This is a genomic window from Bacillus sp. 165 (genome assembly GCF_017742235.1).
GTDB lineage: Bacteria > Bacillota > Bacilli > Bacillales > Bacillaceae_G > JAGHKQ01.
Window position 1 is genome coordinate 282044 of the sequence record NZ_JAGHKQ010000003.1, and the last position, 21301, is coordinate 303344.

At 36.1% G+C, this 21301-nt stretch carries 24 protein-coding genes and 2 pseudogenes; 4 read left to right on the forward strand and 22 right to left on the reverse strand.

What is annotated here, in order from left to right; genetic code table 11:
- Positions 1-126 precede the first annotated feature (126 nt).
- From J7Q84_RS06340 to J7Q84_RS06380, 9 genes and pseudogenes are all read right to left on the reverse strand, one after another.
- Entirely contained in the window at positions 127-729 is a 603-nt protein-coding gene (locus J7Q84_RS06340; protein WP_209093686.1) for a hypothetical protein, read from the reverse strand.
- 203 nt (positions 730-932) lie between these two features.
- On the reverse strand, positions 933-2795 hold the full coding sequence (locus J7Q84_RS06345) for a hypothetical protein (RefSeq protein WP_209093687.1): 1863 nt from the start codon (positions 2793-2795) through the stop codon (positions 933-935).
- The gene (locus tag J7Q84_RS06350) at positions 2785-4665 is read right to left on the reverse strand and encodes an AAA family ATPase (RefSeq protein WP_209093688.1); all 1881 of its coding nucleotides are present in this window, start codon (positions 4663-4665) and stop codon (positions 2785-2787) included. The genes J7Q84_RS06345 and J7Q84_RS06350 overlap by 11 nt, the downstream gene beginning before the upstream one ends.
- An 85-nt stretch (positions 4666-4750) precedes the next feature.
- Positions 4751-5029, reverse strand: a complete 279-nt coding sequence (locus tag J7Q84_RS06355) for a LemA domain protein (RefSeq protein WP_209093689.1) — start codon at positions 5027-5029, stop codon at positions 4751-4753.
- A 250-nt stretch (positions 5030-5279) separates the two neighbouring features.
- Positions 5280-6077: a basic amino acid ABC transporter substrate-binding protein gene (locus J7Q84_RS06360; RefSeq protein WP_209093690.1), complete on the reverse strand. Its 798-nt coding sequence runs from the start codon at positions 6075-6077 to the stop codon at positions 5280-5282.
- A 441-nt stretch (positions 6078-6518) separates the two neighbouring features.
- Entirely contained in the window at positions 6519-7052 is a 534-nt protein-coding gene (locus J7Q84_RS06365; RefSeq protein WP_209093691.1) for an NADPH-dependent FMN reductase, read from the reverse strand.
- 155 nt (positions 7053-7207) lie between these two features.
- A pseudogene (locus J7Q84_RS06370) lies at positions 7208-7696 on the reverse strand (LuxR C-terminal-related transcriptional regulator); the annotation flags it as partial.
- A gap of 14 nt (positions 7697-7710) precedes the next feature.
- Positions 7711-8028: pseudogene (locus J7Q84_RS06375) on the reverse strand (histidine kinase); the annotation flags it as partial.
- A 141-nt stretch (positions 8029-8169) separates the two neighbouring features.
- Positions 8170-8718 (reverse strand): cysteine hydrolase family protein, encoded by a 549-nt coding sequence (locus tag J7Q84_RS06380; RefSeq protein ID WP_209093694.1) that lies wholly within the window; start codon positions 8716-8718, stop codon positions 8170-8172.
- Positions 8719-9008: 290 nt separating this feature from the next.
- Here J7Q84_RS06380 and J7Q84_RS18550 point away from each other — a divergent pair, with 290 nt between their 5' ends.
- Both J7Q84_RS18550 and J7Q84_RS06385 read left to right on the forward strand, forming a co-directional pair.
- On the forward strand, positions 9009-9137 hold the full coding sequence (locus J7Q84_RS18550) for a hypothetical protein (protein WP_280635565.1): 129 nt from the start codon (positions 9009-9011) through the stop codon (positions 9135-9137).
- Positions 9138-9421: 284 nt separating this feature from the next.
- The gene (locus J7Q84_RS06385) at positions 9422-9583 is read left to right on the forward strand and encodes a hypothetical protein (RefSeq protein ID WP_209093695.1); all 162 of its coding nucleotides are present in this window, start codon (positions 9422-9424) and stop codon (positions 9581-9583) included.
- Positions 9584-9618: 35 nt separating this feature from the next.
- On the opposite strand, the gene J7Q84_RS06390 is transcribed toward J7Q84_RS06385, so the two are convergent.
- Genes J7Q84_RS06390 through J7Q84_RS06400 form a run of 3 tightly spaced genes read right to left on the reverse strand, consistent with a single transcriptional unit; the run spans position 9619 to position 10933 of the window.
- Positions 9619-9936, reverse strand: a complete 318-nt coding sequence (locus J7Q84_RS06390) for a hypothetical protein (protein ID WP_209093696.1) — start codon at positions 9934-9936, stop codon at positions 9619-9621.
- A 25-nt stretch (positions 9937-9961) separates the two neighbouring features.
- Positions 9962-10450, reverse strand: a complete 489-nt coding sequence (locus tag J7Q84_RS06395; protein WP_348519828.1) for a GNAT family N-acetyltransferase — start codon at positions 10448-10450, stop codon at positions 9962-9964.
- 15 nt (positions 10451-10465) lie between these two features.
- On the reverse strand, positions 10466-10933 hold the full coding sequence (locus J7Q84_RS06400; protein WP_209093697.1) for a GNAT family N-acetyltransferase: 468 nt from the start codon (positions 10931-10933) through the stop codon (positions 10466-10468).
- A gap of 193 nt (positions 10934-11126) precedes the next feature.
- Here J7Q84_RS06400 and J7Q84_RS06405 point away from each other — a divergent pair, with 193 nt between their 5' ends.
- Positions 11127-11594: an Hsp20/alpha crystallin family protein gene (locus J7Q84_RS06405; RefSeq protein ID WP_209093698.1), complete on the forward strand. Its 468-nt coding sequence runs from the start codon at positions 11127-11129 to the stop codon at positions 11592-11594.
- Positions 11595-11654: 60 nt separating this feature from the next.
- On the opposite strand, the gene J7Q84_RS06410 is transcribed toward J7Q84_RS06405, so the two are convergent.
- Together J7Q84_RS06410 and J7Q84_RS06415 are read right to left on the reverse strand one after the other, a co-directional pair.
- On the reverse strand, positions 11655-12245 hold the full coding sequence (locus J7Q84_RS06410; protein WP_209093699.1) for an SCO family protein: 591 nt from the start codon (positions 12243-12245) through the stop codon (positions 11655-11657).
- Between the two features lie 81 nt (positions 12246-12326).
- Positions 12327-12791 (reverse strand): helix-turn-helix transcriptional regulator, encoded by a 465-nt coding sequence (locus J7Q84_RS06415; protein ID WP_209093700.1) that lies wholly within the window; start codon positions 12789-12791, stop codon positions 12327-12329.
- A 141-nt stretch (positions 12792-12932) separates the two neighbouring features.
- Here J7Q84_RS06415 and J7Q84_RS06420 point away from each other — a divergent pair, with 141 nt between their 5' ends.
- Positions 12933-13898 (forward strand): MBL fold metallo-hydrolase, encoded by a 966-nt coding sequence (locus tag J7Q84_RS06420; protein WP_247739113.1) that lies wholly within the window; start codon positions 12933-12935, stop codon positions 13896-13898.
- Between the two features lie 223 nt (positions 13899-14121).
- Here J7Q84_RS06420 and J7Q84_RS06425 read toward each other — a convergent pair whose 3' ends face one another.
- The 8 genes from J7Q84_RS06425 to J7Q84_RS06460 form a co-directional block, all read right to left on the reverse strand.
- Positions 14122-15264 carry a Ger(x)C family spore germination protein gene (locus J7Q84_RS06425; protein ID WP_209093701.1) on the reverse strand — a complete coding sequence of 381 codons (1143 nt, stop codon included), beginning with the start codon at positions 15262-15264 and terminating at the stop codon, positions 14122-14124.
- A complete protein-coding gene (locus J7Q84_RS06430; RefSeq protein WP_209093702.1) occupies positions 15261-16376 on the reverse strand; it encodes a GerAB/ArcD/ProY family transporter in 1116 nt (371 codons plus the stop codon). Before J7Q84_RS06430 ends, J7Q84_RS06425 begins: the two co-directional genes overlap by 4 nt.
- A 9-nt stretch (positions 16377-16385) precedes the next feature.
- The gene (locus tag J7Q84_RS06435; RefSeq protein ID WP_209093703.1) at positions 16386-17969 is read right to left on the reverse strand and encodes a spore germination protein; all 1584 of its coding nucleotides are present in this window, start codon (positions 17967-17969) and stop codon (positions 16386-16388) included.
- A gap of 98 nt (positions 17970-18067) precedes the next feature.
- Positions 18068-18910: a DegV family protein gene (locus tag J7Q84_RS06440; protein ID WP_209093704.1), complete on the reverse strand. Its 843-nt coding sequence runs from the start codon at positions 18908-18910 to the stop codon at positions 18068-18070.
- 216 nt (positions 18911-19126) lie between these two features.
- Complete coding sequence (locus tag J7Q84_RS06445) at positions 19127-19378, reverse strand: DUF2535 family protein (RefSeq protein ID WP_209093705.1); 252 nt, start codon at positions 19376-19378, stop codon at positions 19127-19129.
- Positions 19379-19545: 167 nt separating this feature from the next.
- Positions 19546-20283 (reverse strand): twin-arginine translocase subunit TatC, encoded by a 738-nt coding sequence (tatC, locus tag J7Q84_RS06450; RefSeq protein ID WP_209093706.1) that lies wholly within the window; start codon positions 20281-20283, stop codon positions 19546-19548.
- Between the two features lie 73 nt (positions 20284-20356).
- Positions 20357-20533: a twin-arginine translocase TatA/TatE family subunit gene (locus J7Q84_RS06455; RefSeq protein WP_209093707.1), complete on the reverse strand. Its 177-nt coding sequence runs from the start codon at positions 20531-20533 to the stop codon at positions 20357-20359.
- Positions 20534-20686: 153 nt separating this feature from the next.
- Positions 20687-21292, reverse strand: coding sequence for a LysE family translocator (locus J7Q84_RS06460; protein ID WP_209093708.1), 606 nt, complete (start codon positions 21290-21292; stop codon positions 20687-20689).
- Positions 21293-21301: the final 9 nt, after the last annotated feature.

Genomic DNA, 21301 nt, shown 5'->3' on the forward strand with positions numbered 1-21301 from the left:
AATTACCTCTCTCTTTTTATTTTGATTATTCTATTTCTCATCGTAATAATAACTTCCTTTTTCATTTAACAATTTATCATGAACCGTCACATTCATCCCTACATCATTCTTCTGATGTCATTTCTATTAAGTTGACATAATATTTTTATAGTTCTCTTTTAGCAACATTTGAGCATGTAGGGATACTTTAATAACATCTCTAAACTCTTTTAACATCAGCATTTGACTAATCCCTTGCTTTACATCAATTCGAACAGGAATGAGCGTTAACCGTTCCTGTACAGGTATATCTTCATCTACTGGCTGAATACTAAATCCGAGTGAACGTAAATATAAAAACATACGCTTTGTTACTACTGCAATATACCAATCAGCCTTATTTTCAAGTGCATGTATTAAAACAATTAGAGCTAGATGTTTAAAATGTCCTCGTCCCCTATATTGCTTTTTTATGCTTAATTTTCCTGTTTCGTATACATGTAATCCACTTAACTCCTGTATATATTGATTTTCTGAGAAAGGATAAAAATACTCTGCATTAGACGACTGCCCTTTCCTATACGATGCAAATTCAATCGTTCCTATACATTTTTCCCCTTCTCCTCTTAGTAAGTATCTAACTGGCTTTACCCCTCGGTCCACAAATGCAAGTTGCCGCTCCTCACAAAAATCTCCCCATAATTGCTCAAAAATCACATGATCCTCTTTTTTATTTACAATGCTAAACAATAGCTCCCCGTCCTTTGTATAAAAATCGCTACATTTTTCCATTACCATTATTATACAAGAATAAACTTTACTTTTGATAGCGTTTTCATAATATCATCATTAATTCTTCTAATTTCCTTGTTCACACTATTCAATGTTTCAATACTTTTCTATCTGTATGTCATAATCTATATTTTATTCCATAAAAAAAGCGACTTTCCCAGTCACTCTTCATTTTTTAGCAACCAATCCGTAAAAATATGAATCAGCTCTTTTTTTCCTATGAGTATCAGCTGATCCTGCTTTGTTTTATAAGGATACAATTGCAGAAAAATCCCGCATCCTGCCTCTATTTTTTTTGCATGAACAGAACTGCCAGGATAAACACATAGTACTTCATAAATAATCCTTCGCTTATACTGTAATCTTCCTTCTAGCTCATCCACTCGTTTAATGGCCCAATATTTATACATCTGTTCGGCTGCCTTTGTATTGCCGACAGGTTGATAAATATTGTACATCGGACTGTATTTGACTTCTATTATGAGAGACGATTGATATGTGTAGCAGTCATTTTCAAATTGATAATAATCGATTCGAATATCGGGTTTTTTTGTGTCCTCACCATTATAAAAGTGACAACCTTTACTAAGAGCAACTGTAGGATGCGTCTCAATGAGCTCATTGAACACAATATGAACCTGTTTCCCGTCCTTCTCTAAAATAACCGCTGTACCATCCTGCAGTCCATCCAAATAAAAATAAGACTGAATTTGCTCTCTGACACTTATTTCCGATGTAAAACCCATTTCTTCTAGTAAATGAATAACTGTAATGTACGCATAGTACTCATAAATTAAATAGGTGGGTTTATATACAAATAAAAAAGCAGAATCAATAGTTTCTACCTTCATTTTATCCTTCGTTTCATTAAATAAGCGAAGTAACCACTGATAAGGTGGATATAACATAACAGGAGGCTGCTTCGTCTCTTCAGAAACAGAACTCCAAAAGGGAGAGGAGAGAGTTTGCTCAAAAAATCCATTTAAATGGTGTAAAAGCACTTGGAGTACTTTATACTCTTGTATCTTCACACTATATTTTTTTATGTCAGTCTCCTTTAAAATACTTGCATTTCGATACTTTTGCTTATCTCGGTCTGTAACTGATCCGTTCTTTTCGATGCTTTTTAAAATTTGCAAGATGGACTGCCGCTCATTTCGAGTGACTTGTTCTAATACTTTTAGTTTTGCAATATCAGACTCTAAAGATTGAGATAGTTCTCGAAGATAGCAGCTAAACTCTTTCAGCTTCCACCTCATAAATTGATTTTGCTGATTATCTCTATCTTCTTTAACTTGTTTATTATAAAATTTGACTCGATTTGCTTTTGTATTTTTTTGAAGACTTTTACGATCTTGTTTCCCAAGATACGTTTGTAAACTATACTCCCTTTTCAAGGTACGTTTACTTTCATGTTCAATTATCATGCATACTTTTTTTATAGTTTCTGCTTGTTGTGTTAGCCATCGAATGATTTGCATGTAAGAATGGTCTTCTGCATCCTGAAAGGAAGTGAATGTTTTTTTGTAGTAGCCTCGATCTAGTATTAGCCCTTTGACGACGGACTGTACGGTATTTTGAATTAATGCTAGCTGGTCGTCAAAAAAATTTTTAGGGGTGATTTGAAACGCTCCGTAGTATACGTCTTCTCCTAGCTGTACTTCAAAATGATACAACCCGCAACGCCATGGATACAAAAAATCGGTTTTTCCATGCTCATATAACAAAGCAACCTGCTTATTTGGATGAAAAGTATACATCCATTCTTTCATTTGTCTTTTCCCCTCATATACTTTATTCCATAAAAACACTATTGGCTGAGATTCTTTTGTATGGAGCTGCAGTCGAAGCGGCTTTAATTCTTGAAAGGAGTATATACAACGCCAAATTTCTTTTGGGGATCTACATAATTGTGTAATAGGAACAAAGTCTCCTCTTTCTTCCGAACCTACTGTTAAAATGAATTGAAACGGAAGCACCTCATCCTCATCAACAACTGCCGTCTCATAGAAATCATTTGGCATACCCATACAACTCCAATTCCCTTATTTTTTGGTGAATACAGCCTATGGAATACGCAAAAGAAGATACCTCTTGTGCAAGCGGCGACTCTAGCAGCTGCAGCAATGTTTTGGTTTTTGTCTTATTGTTCGCTAACAATGAGGCAACAGCTGACTCTAATCCACGCAGTTTTGTTAATACACGCTGCTTAATTTGCAAATCAAAAGCTTCTTCCCTTGACAATATAGGGTTTCCTTCTTCTAATTGCGGAATATTATCAATAAATTTTGCTATTGAAAGTGCAATACGGTACGAAATACCTTTACTTGGGTCATACGAATATAACAGGGTATGCAACGAATCGAGCAATTCTACTTCTTCTTCTGTTAAAGCAGCAAGCCCATTGTCTTGATTGACCCATTTCGTACGAAAATCTTCTGTAGTTATATGTGGTAATGCGGGTAGAGATATATTTCCTTTTTCATGTAAGGTCATTGCTTCACGAAAAGTCATTTTTTGCAGTGTAATCATATTTATACGGTCCAGCAGCCTGTCAGATAAAGGACGTGTCGTTTCATCAAAGTTGACAGTTCCTACAAAAATAACATTTTTTCCTACTCGAATCCGTTCCTTATATAAAGTCTCTTCTGTCTGCCCTTTCTTTTGATACAGCGACAGGTAACGATACTCCTCTTCAAGTTCTAACAATGATAAGAAAGGACTAAACCAATGCTCGGCTTGTGATAAATTCATTTCATCAAACACAATCATATAAAGTTGGTCTGGATGCTGCTCTGCTTCATGTAGCAACCTTACTAGCCCTGTTTGACTTTCTATATACTCTCCCGTGGAGGGATTCATGTATCCTAAAATATCTTCGGGTTCCTGATATGATGGTGAAACAGGAATAAAGAGAAGCTCTTTCCCCCATTGCAGTCCTAATGCTTCACCGTATAATCGTACGAATTGGGATTTCCCTGTACCTGACATCCCGCCTATCACAGTAATTAGATTCGTTTTGACACAGGTATGAAAATTGCCAATATCACATTCTTCGATATAAATTTTTTTGTTATTTGCTAGAGCTTTTACCTTTTCTAAAAATCTCATTTCTATGTCTGCTTCTTTTTTTTGTACCCCTACAATCGGTTTTTTCTCTCTTATACTCGTTGGTTGAAAAAGGTCAGAAAGCCGTTCTGCTTTCTCTTGGAACAAACTTCGAATCTTCTCATAGTTTGCACCGTTAATGAAGTACAGACTGTTATCAAACACAATATCAATCCATTGTTCCCACTGCTTTTCAACCTCTATATAAAATACATTTTTTTCGCGTTCTAAAAATGTGATGGCGTTCATCATGGACTTTAAGGACAGTTTTCCGTATACTCTTCCTTCATAATATAAAAATTCCGGACTTCCCCATTCACTAGAATACTTTGGGAGTAAAAATGACGATGCACCTTTTACAAGCTTTCGTTCAAAATCTGATCGCGTTTGTCCTCTTACCATTTGAGGTGCTGGAATAATATGATACAACTCTTTAGCTTGTTTTCGTTCATGTTTGATAATTTCTGCATACAAATAGGAATTAACGTATCTTAAAGAAAATAAAAAAAGAAAATCCTGTTCGTTATCTCCATTATCTAAAATAGGTGCCAGCCATTTTCTATTTTGCTTTGCATTTACATCCCCTGAGAAAATAAGGGAATGATCCGTTAAAAGTTCAATTACTTTTTGGGGAAAGGGGGAAAGGCATTTTATATAAAATCGTTTCTGTTGTTTCTCCGCCTCGTACGACTGTGGGAGGTTTTGTTCTGATACAAGCAAGCCAACAAAGGTTAATTGCTGAAGTTTTTTGATCATTTTTGGAGTGAGTGCCTGTTTTACTTTCATTCTATCAACCTCCTTTCATCATCCTCTTACCATTTATATGAACTCCCTACTTTAAACATGAAAAAACCTGACACAGTTGTCAGGTTTATGCTAATTCTTGGGTTTCTTTTTCCTTTTTTAGATATTCCGCATGAACTGCATTACGAGCAATTCTCATTTTTGAAACCGAGTATCGTAATGTATCAGTTACATTTTGATCTTCTTCTAATTGAATTTTAGTAAGTGCCGCCACTGTATTGGCTAAATGCTCCACAGAATCGCGCAGATGAGAATCTTTATTAAAAAATGCTTCTTGCAGTAAGGTTTGTACAATGTCTTGAGCTAGCATATTAATACGAGCTAACTTCTCTTTTTGATTTTCCATCCTGCTCCCCCTTTTTCTCACGCTACAACACATTTCAATTCATTTAGAACTTGCACATATATTTTAATTCTTGCCAAACCGCCAAAACCCTTGTATTTCTAGCTTGAAATTTCATCTATATACTTCTTATACATAGCTGTACTGCCTACCATGTACTATATGCCTTTTTCCCTGGAATATTTACTGAGTTGTAGCTTTAATGAGTAAGAATAAAGGGAAGCATGAAGATTCCCTCATGCTTCCCTTATTCTTATTGTTGTTTTAACGCTTCTACATTCGGTTCTGTTTTAAACCATTTTTTATAAATGTCAGCATACGTGCCGTTTGCTATAACTTCTTGTACTGCTGCATCCATTTTTTTGCGAAGCTTATTCCCTTTTTTGAACATAAGTCCGTAATATTCCGGCTCAAAATTGTCCTTATCTGAAATAGCAACCAATTTGTTTTCTGGGTTATTTTTCACATACTCTTCTACCACTGTATTATCTGCTACAACAGCATCAACTTCCCCATTTTGCAAGGCCATGATTGCTAAAACGTTGCTCTCATATTTTGCAATTTTCTCGTTTTTTTCTCCTAATATTTGCTCTGCAGCTGCTTGTCCAGTTGTACCATTTTGCACTCCAACTTTTAATCCTTTTAAATCTGTTGCGTTTTTAACTGGTGAACCTTCCTTTACCATGATCATTTGTGTTGATTCAAAATACGGTGAACTAAAGTCATATGTTTTCTTGCGATCATCATTAATGGTAATCGCTGATATACCCATATCAATTTCTCCTGTATTTAAAGAGGCAAACAATGGATCCCATCCTGTATTTTTCAGCTTGTACTTGATGCCTGCTTCTTCCATAACAGCAGCTAAAAAGTCAGCATCAAATCCTACCACTTTTCCTTTTTCTAAATATTCAAACGGGGCATAAGCAGCATCTGTACCAACTGTTATGACTTTATCTTCATTTGTACTGGCGGAACTGCTGCAACCTGCGAATGATGCTGCTAATAATAGTGTAGACACAATAGAAACAATTTTGGATTTCAACTTCATCTTCTTTTCTCCCCTTTTGTATGTAATAAAAACTCTCCTTGTAATAAAAGTAAACTAATTATTAAAAAAATTCAATCTATTTTGTCATATTATAGTCTTATTTATAAAAAAAAACACACAAAGCATTCCATTCTTTGTGTGTTTTCTCTATTTATTAGTCTTATTTATATGATACTGTTGAAATTTATTTCATTGTTGCACCATTGAAAAAACCTTTTGCGCGACAATGCGGAGGTTTTACCAATGTGTAGAATATCTTGGCTTTCAGTTTTTATCCCCCTCGGCGCTGCCCCGTATTTTGTGCATTCCTAGATTTTTTCGCGGATGTATGATCCTGCGTTTGATTTCCTGTATGCTGAGCAGATTCTTGCGCTTTCGTTTTACCTACTTGTTTACACCCTTTCCTTGTTTTCCCATCCATAGGGTGCGTAATTTTTACTCTTATATACTACCGTCCTGTTTCATTTTCTTGTATATCTTCATATACATTTGCAATTCATTTATTAAATCGGCAACCATTGGTTTAGCCTCTTCTAGCAACTCACCATTTTGAAAATAAATACCATCCAAGACAAGCTGTTTTGGAATGACATTTGCGTATACACCTCTACCAACTGTTCTCATGTTGTTTAATGCATTTATTCCTCCTTTTCCTCCTCCTGCTACTGCAAGTAATGCAACCGGCTTATGGGCAAATTCTTTACTGCCCAAAAAATCAAGAGCATTTTTTAATGCCCCGCTCATAGCATTGTGATATTCAGGGGTGCATAATACAATACCATCCGCTTCTACTATTTCTTTTCTAAGCGTTTTGATAACGGAAAGTGTATTCTGTTGTTCCTCTCCGTTATAAAGAGGCAGTGGTTCTATACTTAAATCAATCAAACTTCCCCCGTATGTTTTTGCAATATAACTAGCCGCTATTGTTGTACGTCCATGCTTTCTAGGCGTTCCATTAATAATTGTTAATTTCATAACCTAAAGCTCCTTTTGCTCTATACTTATATAATATAGTATAGACTATTGTCCATTTTTCGAAATAGTAAAAAGGAATGATAGCTCTCTAGAACATTAGTATGACATGCCCTCATACTAATGTATGAGATTCTCTTTATACTATATACTAACCTGTGCTTTACTGCATGGAGGGCAGCTTGCGTACGGTCATCCAACTCAAGTTTTGCCAATATGTTTGATACATGCGTTTTGACGGTTTGCTCTGTAATATGCAGATCAGCTGCAATTTCTTTATTGCTTTTTCCGCTCGCAATTTCCTTTAACACTTCCGTTTCACGTGGTGTTAAAGTATGAATATGACTTGGCTTTGGTTGTTTTTGCGTTGAGAGAGGCTGGAACACAGCAGGAGTTACCTTCGGATGTAAATCAGTGCTCCCTCGGTATACCGCAACTATGGATGCAACAAGCTGGTCAGGTTCTACTTCTTTTAATTGATACCCATCTGCCCCTGCTTCTAATGCAGGAATCACATAATCCTGTTCAGCAAAGCTTGTTAAAATCAATATTTTTATAGATGGGTGAATCCGCTTCATTCTTCTTGTCGCTTCAATGCCATCCACGATAGGCATCGACACATCCATAATGACAACGTCCGGCAGGTGTTGTTGTATTAACTCAACCGCTTACACTCCATAATATTAGAAGCCTTCTGCAACCGCCCATCTGCAAACTTGTCGACACATCAGCACCGCCCTTCGCACATTGGCCTCTTCTGTTCAATGAGCAAAGCAGGAGGAAGTGCAGCATACGCTGCTAGTTCATGTCGGCCATTTTCATTGATGAAAAAAATCCATCCTGTTTCTAAGTTCATCGCTTGCAGTAATTTATGTAATACCTGCTCCAGCATCCGTTCCAGCTCTGTAGCCTCGTTTAAACTTTCTGCAATTTCCTTTAATGCCTGCAGTTCATGCATGCGCTTTTCCTCTTCCCTCATGATCTCCCTCCTTTCCATGTACTATAGATTCGTTTCACTTTACTCCTATCCTGTATAAAATAATCCGATTATGTCCACCTATCAAAAAAACGGCCCTATTGGACCGATCATACTTTTTTCATAACAAGACTAATACTTAAGTTATCGTACCTCTGCATTCAAAGAGGTTTGAAAATGCCCTAATGCCCATTGATGCCCCGCTTCATTAAAAGACGCGACCATTTTTGAATGCACTACAAGGTTAAATCCTTTATTATAAGCATCCACCGCTGTATGCAGTACACAAATATCCGTACAAACGCCTGCTAAATGTATTTCTTGAATTCCGCGCTCTCTCAGTTTGATTTCTAAATCAGTTCCTGCAAACGCACTATATCTCGTTTTATCCATATAATACACATTAGATTGGCCCTTATATCGGTTATAAACCTCTTGTAGTTTGCCGTATAGATTTCTTCCCTTTGTCCCTGCTATATTGTGAGGTGGATACATTGCAGTCTCAGGGTGATATGAATCGTTATGTTCGTGCCGATCAATAGCAAAGACTACATAATCCCCTTGCAAAATAAATTCCTCTGTTAATCCAGCAATATTAGATTCAATATTTTGTCCCGGCTCACCACATGTTAATGCTCCATTCTCTGCTATAAAATCATATGTATAATCAATATTAATCAATGCTCGTTTCATTTTTGTTCTCCTTCCATTAGCAGCATATTGCTTGAAAAGTAAAGCACTTCTGCTTTTACTATTTTATGTATTTCATTCATCTTATTATCAATCATATTCTAGTTCTCTCATACACAATACCTGTAAAATTCTATTTCTACATAGCATAATAAGCAAAAAGTAGAAAGATACACATTTTTCATTTTAAAAAAGACTGTCTATCACCACTCTATCTTTGTTTCATAACATATTTACAAGAGAGGACATGTTCTCTCTTCTTTATTTTATTGTGAAAGGAGGGAGAATGTAGGGTGTTAGCTCACGGCATCATTATGTTATTAATTGTTGTTTTATGTATTGCTCATTTCTTTGACCATAATGTAGCACAATCTATTAAACAAGCGATTTTGAATATTCTGGAACCTGATCTTGAAAAGTAGTATAAGAACAGCCTATTCTCCATAATTACGCATTTTTCACTGTCTGCCTACTATATACCAAAGATAAGGGCTCCTTATCTTTGGTATACATAAGTGAAGTTTACATAAAATAAAGTCTTGAATCACTAGTAAAGTTTACCCCACTATATGCTGTTATTCGCATTCTTTAATAAGGTTCAACCTCCACATTCATGCTAAAAAAATTACAATCTGTTTTTCTTCTGCAATTCCGATTAACTTACCCCTTATTTGCTAAATCTATAAATAGAGGAGGTGAATACGACATGAGTTATGAAGAGATTCCATATTTTGACGGCAGTCTGTCCCCCAATGAGGTGTTATTGACCAACAGCGCCTCCCTAGAAGCAGGTGTAATTACGCCTGAGGCACTGACAGCACTCGGCTACAATCCATTTGGAGAGTTTGAGAAGGAAACTCTCCAATAGGCAGAGAATAAACCTTACTTCCATTGAAGTAAGGTTTATTCTCTCTTTAACCAATTTAACAAAAAAATATAAGATTGATAATGCAGTTGTCTTACCAATGCCAAGAAAAGTAAAAATACAACACCTACTGCACTGTATAATAGTAAAAATTTCAGTACCATTTCTGCCATAGGCGCTAACATACTTTGTTTATAAATCACACCCGTTGTCAAAAATAATACAAGAAACATTGGAACATGTTGCAGTTCGTACGGTATTCCTTTTTTACCTAAAAGCTGGGCAAGCTTGCTGCTCGCGGCTTCTGCTGTCACATAAAATAAAAACCCTCCAATAATAACCCCTACCATCATCATATTCTCACAACCCTTTTCTTAATAATTAAAGAGTGAGTTGATAAAATAACACATCCTGCCACTTTTCAAATTTGAATCCTACTCCTCGGAAACATCCAACAAATGTAAATCCAAAACTCTCATGAAGATGAACACTTACATCATTTCCAGCTGTTATACCAGCTATAATGACATGATGATTCGCTTGTTTGCCAAGTTTAATTATGTTCATAATCAATTGACGGGCAATCCCTTTTCCTCTCGCATTTTCATGAACATAAACGGAAAGTTCTACTGTACGCCCATATGCTTCCTTTTCTCGAAAAGGTGACAAAGAGCAATAACCAACAACCTTTCCATCCATTGTTGCTACAATAAGCGGATAACGATCATTGTATTTCTCAAACCATTTGTTCATTTCTTCTACTGTTTTTTCTTTCAAATCAAACGTAGCAGTTGTATGGAGCACTGCATGATTGTATATTTCTAAAATGGCTGGTACATCGTTTTGTTTTGCTGCTCGAATGTCTATCACTGTTTATCCTCCTAATTATAGCGCTTTCTCCATACAATCTACGAGAATTCCTTTTGTTGTCTCCTTTTGAGTGTAGCAAGTAAAACCAATTGACTTCCAAAATGCATGTGCCTTTTCGTTAGTAGGTAATACACCTAAGCGAAGAGCGGTTTTTCCTTTTTCTTTTAATATCGCCTCTAGTGCATAATAAGCATTCGTCCCATAGCCATATCCTTGATAATCATGATGAATCATTAATAATCCAAGCCACGGGTACCCATCTCGTTCATTATGCTCCATATAATCCAGCAGGCCGATATATGTGTCGTCTGCTTTAATAAAATATGTTACTCGGTCTGAGTCACTATGCAAAAACTCTTCCTTCAACTCTTCATCTGTGCGTATAGGTTCGCCATTTTCTAGTAAATTATATTCTCTGTTGGAATTAACCATTTCTTTAACAATATCCAAATGTCCTTCTGTTACTGCTTCAAAGTGCAACATATATTCCTCCATCGTTTTCTTTTCATGTTATTACAATTGTATAAGCAAGGACAAGTATTTATGAAAAAAGTTTTACAAAAATACGGTAATTGAAATTATGTTTTTTTGTCAGTTTTTAAAATTGAAGTGTGTCACATTGTAGGCATATATCATATGATAAGGCAGATTCACATTCATTAGGAGGGGTCCTTATATGAACGATGAAAAACAAACTAAAACAACTTCTCGTTCTCATATTCGCGGGTATTTAAAACAAATTGACGAATTTTTCGAGCAAACTCCGCTTCGCGGTATCATTGAAGAAATGAATCATTTTTTTCAAAAAGGAAATCGTTTGGTAACATTCCCGGTTGATCTATATGAGTCCGGTGATGACCTTGTCGTGAAGGCGGAACTGCCAGGCATCAGCAAAAATCAAATTGCCATTGAAATACAAGGAGAATATGTTCGTATTGCTGTAATGTATGAAGTGTTAGAGGAAGAAGAAAATGAGGCTGACAACTATTACCGTAGAGAGCGTTCTATGTCAGAATCATCCCGTACTATTAAATTGCCTTACACAATTAATAAGAAATTAGCGAAGGCAAACTACCGTGATGGAGTACTTGAAATACGAGCTCCAAAAAAACCGTACAAAAAAGATATATTAATTATCGACTAAGATATTTCTATAAAAAACGCTTGGATTGAAGAATCCAAGCGTTTTTTATGTAACAATACTCTATTTTTTATTTAAAATCGTAATATCTTGTATGATTTCGTCGTATGGGGTATTTTTTAACCCGTTATAGCTTTTCATAACCTTTCCATTTTTATCGACCAGATAAATAGAAGTGCCATGAATCACTTGATCTGAAGATTGAGGCTTATCGACTAATGTCCGAAAGCTGTTTTTTGAAAATTCTTCAATATCCTGTTGGGAATATCCAGTTAAAAAATGCCAGTTGCTCAAATCCTGCGTAAACTTACCTGCGAATGTTTTTAACATGCTAGGTGTGTCTACTTCCGGATCAACACTAAAAGATACGAACTCCACATCTATATTTTTATCCTTGACCATTTTTTGCAAACGAGCCATGTTTGCGGTAATTGGAGGACATACGGTTTCACATGTTGTAAAAATAAAGTTAGCTATATATACTTTTCCTTTTAAATCTGCAGACCCAAACGCTTTACCATCTTGGTCCGTGTATGTATAGGACTTTACATTCCAATTTAATGCTCCCTCTATGTTTCTCCCCGTACTGCATGCTGACAAAAGAACGACACTTAAGATAACTAGCAATATAAGCCTATTTTGCATTTTCTTCATTTGTATGTTTCCTCCCTCTTTTCTCTATTTATTATTGTAATAAAAGTTATACTAAAAGAAAACATTCCCCTTCCTTAACACTTACTTTTTGTTTGTACTTGTCATCAAATGTTCAAATTTCTCTGTCGCCTCCCCTCTGTCAAAGGTGCTAAACAAACGATACCCTTCCCTATCCAATATACGATAATGCTGACTAATAATATTTTGCTGCAGCAGAAATTCTCCTTTTTTCTCCAGTTCCTTCCACCATACCTTACCGCCTAGTGTTTTGTCTTTTGGCCTCTCTACATGATCATGCGCCAATGTTTCAATCACTTCTAAAGGATCTCCTCCTAGTGTCGTATACAAAATTTCGCTGCTTCGAAATAGTGAGCATGCAGCGACAACCGATGTCCATGAAGGTAGAATCCGTTCCTTTTCAATTTGCACAAGTGTTTTTTTGGAAAGCCCGAGAACATATGCCATTTTATCTTGGGTATAGCCGCTCTCGATTCTTACAAGCTTAAACTTTCGAGCGATTAGTTCAATTGCTTCATCTCTATGCATCCATACACCCCAGTTATTATTGTAAATTTATATTGATTGTAATTTTACACTTTTTTAATAATTAGTCAATTCATTTTACTTCTCTAGGCTGTTATATTGGAATACAATAGAAGCAAGAATCCTATGTGAGGTGAGTGTTCATTGAAAACAATACGCTTTGAAAACTTAGACAGTATTTCAACCAAAAAGTCTGTCCTTGATTTTATTAAATGGAGAAGAGCACGAAATAAAAAGCAGAAAGATACCTCCTTTATCATTGAACAATCACCTATCAAACAAATTGACTATCTACAAGGTAACAAATCAAAAACTACAATCACTTGGATTGGGCATTCAACTTTTTTAATTCAATCGGATGGTCTCAACATACTGACAGATCCCGTTTGGTCTAACAAACTAAAAGTGGTTTCACGCATCTCAAATCCCGGATTAACGATGGAGGATTTGCCCCCTATACATGTTGTACTTCTATCTCACGGTCATTATGACCATTTAGATTTTACAACGCTGCGCAAACTTCATCCAGACGTCTTATACTTAGTTCCTGCTGGCTTACAAGCATTATTTAAACGAAAAGGATTTCTCAACGTAAAAGAGTATTCCTGGTGGGAAGCCGAGACAATCAATGAGGTTACCTTTTCGTTCGTTCCGGCACAGCACTGGACACGCCGTACTCTTTTTGATACGAATCGCTCCCACTGGGGCGGCTGGATAATAGAAGGACATGAGGAGACAGTCTACTTTTGCGGTGACAGCGGCTATTTTAGGGGATTTAAGGAGATTGGTGAAAAGTATTCCATCGACATCGCCTTGATGCCGATCGGTGCATACGAACCGGAATGGTTCATGAAAGTATCTCATATGACGCCAGAAGAATCCATAAAAGCCTATTTGGATTTAGGTGCACACCACTTTATTCCCATGCATTACGGAGCCTTTTTACTCGCAGATGAAACACCTAAAGAAGCGTTAACTCGTTTACGTAATGAATGGAATCGTCTCCAGCTCCCTTGGGAGAAATTGCATCTATTATTTTTAGGGCAAACCTTTACTCCGTCTGTAGCAGTTAACCTTGAAGAAGAAAAAGAACTGCAAAATATGCAATAAAGGTATAGCAATCCCCTCCTCCTGAACATCCTATATAGAAAGATACTCAGGAGGTTAACTATGCAATATATTCAAAAACGATTTTTTATGAGCTTGGCGGCAGGATTAACTCTTCTTATTTGTTACGTGATTTCGTCATAAAAACAGGACTGACCCTGCACCTTTTCAGTGGTAGGATTTCAGTCCTTTTTTGTTTAGTTGTATACAAAATTCCCATGATTTTTTAATTCAATACACCTGAACGCTTAATCGTCGTATCAATATGAATGCGAAACTGTGCATTTGGATACAAATTCTTATACCATTTTGTATTGGTTAGGCTCAAATTCCGAACCGATGTATCATAGATAGCTCCAAAACCAATCGGATCTACGTTTATTTTTTGCATCTTTTTTATTGTTTTTATAAGTTCAGCCTTTACCTTTTTATCGATGGCCTTCTCAAATACCTCATAAATTCCCGGTTGTCCCAAATCAATTTCTTCTGTTAATTCCGCAATACTACCTGTTAATTTCACATCCACATCAAACACAGGCGGATTTTGCTTCATCAATTGAATTTTTCTCTTAGCAGTAATATTTCTTATATTCACATGGATACTCTTTGGCTTATTTTTTTGTTTATATAGCTTTTGAAATGGTTCAAAAGGGAGTTCTAAGTCTACCACAGTGCCTTTATATCCATCCCGTAGCATTCGAATAAAAAATTCATTTCGAGCAGGGACTTTCGCTGCAAATTTGCTCCCTTTCATCAATGCCACTGCATCAATTAATACATAATCTCTTCTTTTTTCCATCATAGGGAGAACCGGGTCTCTTCCAACCTGATAATAATCCCGCAAAAATTCTTGTACTGTACAGGAAACCACTTGTTCCTCTTCGATATTTTGGCGAATCATTTTGTATAAATACGTCCCCATATTTTTCGATGATTCTGTTTTTTGCTGAAATAAAATATCTCTGGCAGTTGTTTCACTAATGGCCAAGTACATATTCGTTTGCGTAGAAGCATCACGCTTTAATGATTCCACAAGCTCAATAATACCCCTTTTTTTGGCAAGCTCTTTTCCATATACTGCAACGCGTAGCTGCCCCGTTACAAGTCGATCACTCGTTTCAAGGTTCATAAATTTTCGAAGCCCTTTATCTGTATACCCTGAGCTCGTTAGTTGTTGTGCCACATCCTCTGGCCGTGAACCAAAATGATGCAGCACAACCACCCCTTTAAGTTTGTTTCCTTTGGCTTGATCAATACCAACAGCTGTAGCCAACCCCAATTGTTCAAGAGGCTGTGTTTTTACAATACACCCTGAACAGACAAGCACGATGACCATTAGCAATAGGATTTGTTTTTGTATTATTTTCATGTTACAGTCACCTTCTTCTTGTTCCTTATTTTTTCAAAAACTATTGAGAAAAGGAAGAGAAATAAGGGATATATGTAAATAAAATAAAAAGCTATTTTACTGAACCAAGTCGTGTAACTGTTAATTTGTACGCTTGTGTTAAAGAAGAACGCTGCAATGATTATAGTAAAAGCGCAAATAAAGATTCCTGTTTTTTGGCGTACAGGAAGTAATTTTTTCATTCCTTTTGATGCTGACCAAAACAGCGTCGTAAAGTTTGGAAGAATGACCAACATAAATAAAGATACGATAAGAACCTCAAATTGCTCCAAAAATGGAAAACGAATCACCTTAAACAAACTGAGTGAAGGCCATAGGGTTTTTTCTAGTTGTTGATTACTATAAAAACCTAAGTTTAATACCATAACATACAAGTAAATCAAATTAGTACATAACGCTCCAAGCTGAGCATATATGCCTGCTTTTCTTTTGTCTTGTGCATAAGGATAAAAAAAATATAAGATTTCAAATCCTGTAAGCGCAAACGTCATATGATAGGTACCAAGAGCCAATTCTTTTGGATTCGCTTCTAATACAGGAAAAAAATGAAGATAGTCAAAATATTCAATAGACTGGACCATGACAGGCAATAACCAGGTTGTCAAAAGAAAGCTTACAAAAGCGACTCCTACAATTACCCTTATGCCACCAAACACTGCATAAATTGTCAGCGTAATCATAACAGTTATGACCAGCCACATTGGGGCATCTTCAAATAAGAATGCACGGATAATTTCAAAATATCCAAGCAGTATAGAAAGGGCGGATGAAATAAGATAGACAATGATACATCCATTAACAATAACACTTATTTTCTTTCCGAATAGTATTTTATGAATATCATACAAATCTTGTTGATCGTAGCGACTTAGTATCCTGACTATAATAAACAACGTAATATGAGTAAGCAGGCCAGCCAATATAACCGAAATCCAGCTGTCCTGTCCGGTATCGATAAATAAAATTCGAGGAAAGTTTGTGATACCGACTCCTACTTGTAACGTAGTAATAACAAAAAATAATAAGGAACTAGGAAACATAAGATGCTTCGGTATTGTTTTAAATTCATTCATACATAACCTCTACTCATCAATATCTTTTTTCTTTCTTTTTCGGGGTTTCGATTTCCTATCCCTATCTTGCGGACTGTTATAGCTCGAACGCTTTACTGTATATTTGTGAGGCAGCTGCAATATATTTTGACTGAAATTTTGAAAATGGAATGGATACACAGGCTCCAAATACGGACGATTCAAGCTTGTGATTTTCAAAAGGTGGATTAGCAATAAACTAAGTCCAAACACAAGTCCGATGCCTCCTGCCATTCCAGCTAGTATGATAAGAGGGAATCTCACAATACGTATTACTGTACCCATCACATAATTTGGTGCTGTAAACGAAGCAAGCGCACTTAATGCCACAACCATTATCAAAATATTACTTGTAAATCCCGCTTCTACTGCTGCCTGCCCGATTACAATCCCTCCTACAATACCCATGGTTTGACCTACTTTTGTTGGCAAACGAATACCTGCTTCACGCAACAGTTCAATCAATAATTCTAAAAGAAGCGCCTCCATTACGGGTGGAAACGGGACATTCGCCCGTGAAAGACCGATAGAAACAAGAAGTGCTGATGGTATAATTTCATAGTGATAAGTTAGGGCAGCTACATAGGTAGGTGTAAAAATAATAGAGATAAACATGGCTACAAATCGCATTAACCGTAAAAATAAGCTAAGGTTCCAGCGAAAATACAAATCTTCCGTCGATTCAAAAAAGCTGAAAAATGTGACCGGCCCAATGATAGCCATTGGACTTCCGTTTATTAACACACCTACTTTCCCGTTTAAAAGGGTATAAGCAAGGCGATGAGGCTGCTCGCTCTGAAGCAGCTGCGGAAATAAAGAAAATTCATGCTCCTCAATCAGTTGAATTAAAATCGAGCTGTCTTCAATTGAGTCTACGTCTACAGCTTGAATCTTTTCACGGAAGGTATTGATATTCTCCTCTTCAGCAACACCCTTCATATAAACAATACGTACTTCTTTCGGAGCTCTTTTTCCAATAGTGAGCGGCTCCATTACTAGGTTTTCATTCGGAATAATCTGGCGTAGCACTTGTGAATTTGTCTCTAATGATTCTGTAAATTCCAGTTTCGGTCCTAGTACATTAGATTCATTCATGGGTTGAAACAGATTTCTATATTGGGGTTGAGAAAGGTTATACAGAAGTCCTTCCGACTCCCCATCAATATGCACAAATACCCATCCATCTAATAAGGATTGGCAAACTTCCTTTATTTCATTGACTGTTTTGGATCGTGCAACAGACACAGTCTCATTTAATTCTTCATTCGTTATCGCTCCTTGTATAGCTTGAATTTTACCTATAACATCCTCATTTAACGTTTGTTCATTTATGGATCCTTTCACAAACAATAATGTGAGCTGCTTTCCTTGTATCCTAATTTCTCTAGATTGGAGATCTGGATTTCGGTTTAGTCCGTTTGTGATTTGTTCTACAAGTTGTTCACCATACAACTCGATTGGTTTTGTTGCAGAAAGCTGGTTGTTTTCATTAGTATGACTTGTCTGGTCAATTGAGTGTTTCTCACCATTATTTTGTTGTTTTTTTTTTCGTCGTATAATCTTTTTAAAAATCATCGCCATCACACCATTAGTTTTTTCTTATATTCTCCAATTTGAAGTATAATATTAAAAATAAAAAAGACTACGGCTATTCAATCCGTAGTCTTCACACATTATTCTGCAAAATACATAAAGCCGATAGCACCAACACCTGTATGAGTACTGATAATCGGACAAGTATCATAAATTTCTGTACCCTGGAAACCACTTATTTCTTCAACTCTTCCCTTTATTGATTGAGCTAAGGGTATTGCTCTTACATTTGCAATCCCAACGGCTTTTACTGTCTTACCAGCCGTTTCTTCTTCAAAATATTTAGCTAATGTTTTAACAACTTGATTTTGACTTCTAACTTTCGCCACTGGTGTATAGACCCCGTCTGCCAAGCTAGCAATCGGCTTAATATTTAATAGAGAGCCTATTAACGCCTTTCCTCTTCCGATACGACCGCCCTTTACCAAGTTATCAAGTGTATCTACAACAACATATAAGTATGTATTGGCACGTACTATGTCTAATCGTTTTATAATTTCCTCAACTGTACGTCCTTCTTTTGCCATTTTGGCTGCTTCAATTACTTGAAAAGATAAAGCATGAGAAATGAACATAGAGTCAATTACCGTTACCTTTGTGTCGGTCATATCAGCCGCACTGCGGGCTGTAGATACTGTTCCACTCATACCTCCTGTCATATGAATGGAAATAACTTCGCTTCCATCTTCTCCAAGCTTATTATACATATCTATAAATGCTCCGACAGCAGGCTGTGACGTTTTTGGCAACTCTACCGCTTGCAGCATTTTATCGATAAATTCATCAGGAGAGAGGTCCACACGATCTAAATAGGTTTCTCCATCGATAAAAATGGAAAGAGGTATTACATGAATATCATATTTATTCAAAATATCTGAGGATAAATCTACTGTTGAATCTGTTACTATTTTTATCTTTTGCATGCTTTCACTTCTTCCCTAAAAAATACTCTCCTAGATATTATACTAGCATTTATAGTGCTTTCAACTACGACTTTTGTTTTTTCGACAAAAAGCGTATTTTTCATAAAAAGCTTCTGCCGTTCTTTTTTAGATTTGGTTATTTCATTCATTTTCATTCAAAATCAATCCACATAAAAACAGGAACACGCTATGGCTGTATTCCTGTTTTTATGATGCTTATGCATTTTGTTCCAATGTATTTCCTTCATATACTTTAGAATAGTCAGTCCATTTTAAACAGCTTCGTAAATAATCTCGAAATGAGTAAATTTGCCTTGGATGATGATGTTTTTGAATTTTGGAGACAAACAATTGAAGACGCATTTTTAGCTGATATGCTAACGGATCAGCTTTCTGTAAAACGGGGATATCCACGATCTTAACGCATTTTCCATTTTGATGAGTGAAATAGAAGCTTTTCATAATCACAAATATCAATCCTCTTTTTTGGATTTATTTTTAATTATAGTTTGAACTAGTTGAAAAGTTTGTCTAAATTTAGGTGGTCCATAAAGAAAATTTTCGCCCATTCTTTTTATTGTATGCGCTTCCATTCATAGTATAACAAAGAAAATAAAAAAGTGCCCAGCAAAATGCTAGACACTATCATTCATATGTTCTCTTTCTCTTTTTAATCTACGTTTATAAACAATACTGGACAAAGAAATACTTAATTCGTATATAAATAATAGAGGCAGCGCGACCGAAAAGTCCGAAATAAAATCCGGAGGCGTAACCATAACCGCAATCACAATTAAGATAAAGTATGCATATCTTCTCATTTTTCGCAATACAATCGGGTTCAATATACCAATACTCGTCAAAAACATTGCAATTACTGGAAGTTCAAAAAGCACCGCAAACGGAAGAGTCATATTCATTACAAATTGAAAATATTTTTCCGTTGTAAACATGGTTTGAAACATTTCATCGCCAATACTAACCAAAAAACGAAAGATTAACGGCATGATGATAAAGTAACCAAAACAAAGGCCGCCTGCAAATAAAATGAACAACGCAGGTACATAAAGAATAGTCATTTTTTGTTCATTTGGCTGCAGTGCTGGTTTTACAAACAGCCAAATCTGAAATGCTGCAAACGGGATCGTACATACAATGGAAAACACTGTTGCAATAATAAAATAAATCCATAAAATATCACTCGGTCCAAGAACTGTCAGCTTCACCTCCAAATCTTTGACAATAAAAGAATAGATATCTTTTGTATATACAAAACCAATAATTAGAAAGAAAAAGAAGATAAGGATGGTTATAATTAAGCGTTTTCGCAGCTCGCCTAGATGTTCTATTACACTCATTTCTTGATTATTCATGTTTTCACCACATTTCCCCTGTTTTCTCCTCAAAAAAAGATGCAAGATTGTGACCTTACATCTTTCATGCTTCTTATTTCTTTTCTTTGTCGTCCATTATTTCATCCCGTAAATCATTTGTAGACCTTTTAAACTCTTTTAATGTCTCTCCGAAAGCCCTTCCAATTTCCGGAAGTTTTTTCGGTCCAAATACTACTAACGCAATAATTAATATTAGTATTAAGCCTGGAAACCCAATGTTAGGTAACATATATTTTCCCCCTTGAGTAGCTTTGCTTTTATAGCCACACTCTTTCAATTCAATTCCTTTATATATTTTGTCAAAAATTGCGGCATCCGTCAACTATTACCTATTATTTCACTATAAAATCGTCAGATTTCTTTTTCACTATTTGCTTATATTTTAATGGAGCCCGAATAAGATAAGCAAACCAAAGCCCACAACCAGCGACCCTGATATCTTGTTAATTACCGCTACATACTTATCTTTCATTTTATTCCGAACACCAGACAGAATGATTGTAAGCAGCAGCCACCAAAGAGCATACCCCAAAAATACACCTATACTAGTAAATAGAATATTGCTTTGTGAAATATGATGTGCATTAATCCCAAGCCCAGCAAAAATACCGGCAAAAGCAAGAATAGCTAAAGGATTCGCAAGCGTAAGCAAAAAGACTGAACCGTACGATTGAATAAGTTTCCCACTGTTCATGTCCGGATGAAATTCCGGCTTCTTCATAAAAATTCTTATCCCCAGAATGAGCAAATACAATACCCCAAACCACTTAAATATTGTTGTATAGTGAAGAAGCACATGAGCTACATAGCTCACTCCTACCATCGCAACTCCGCAATACAGAGTATCTGCGCTTGCAATTCCAAGCCCTGAAGAAAAGCCATGTCGAAACCCTCGTAGCAACGTCCTTTGAATACAAATTAAGGCCATAGGTCCTATCGGTACTGCAAGTGAAAATCCAATTGCCATTCCTTTTAATAAATGAAACATGAATATACC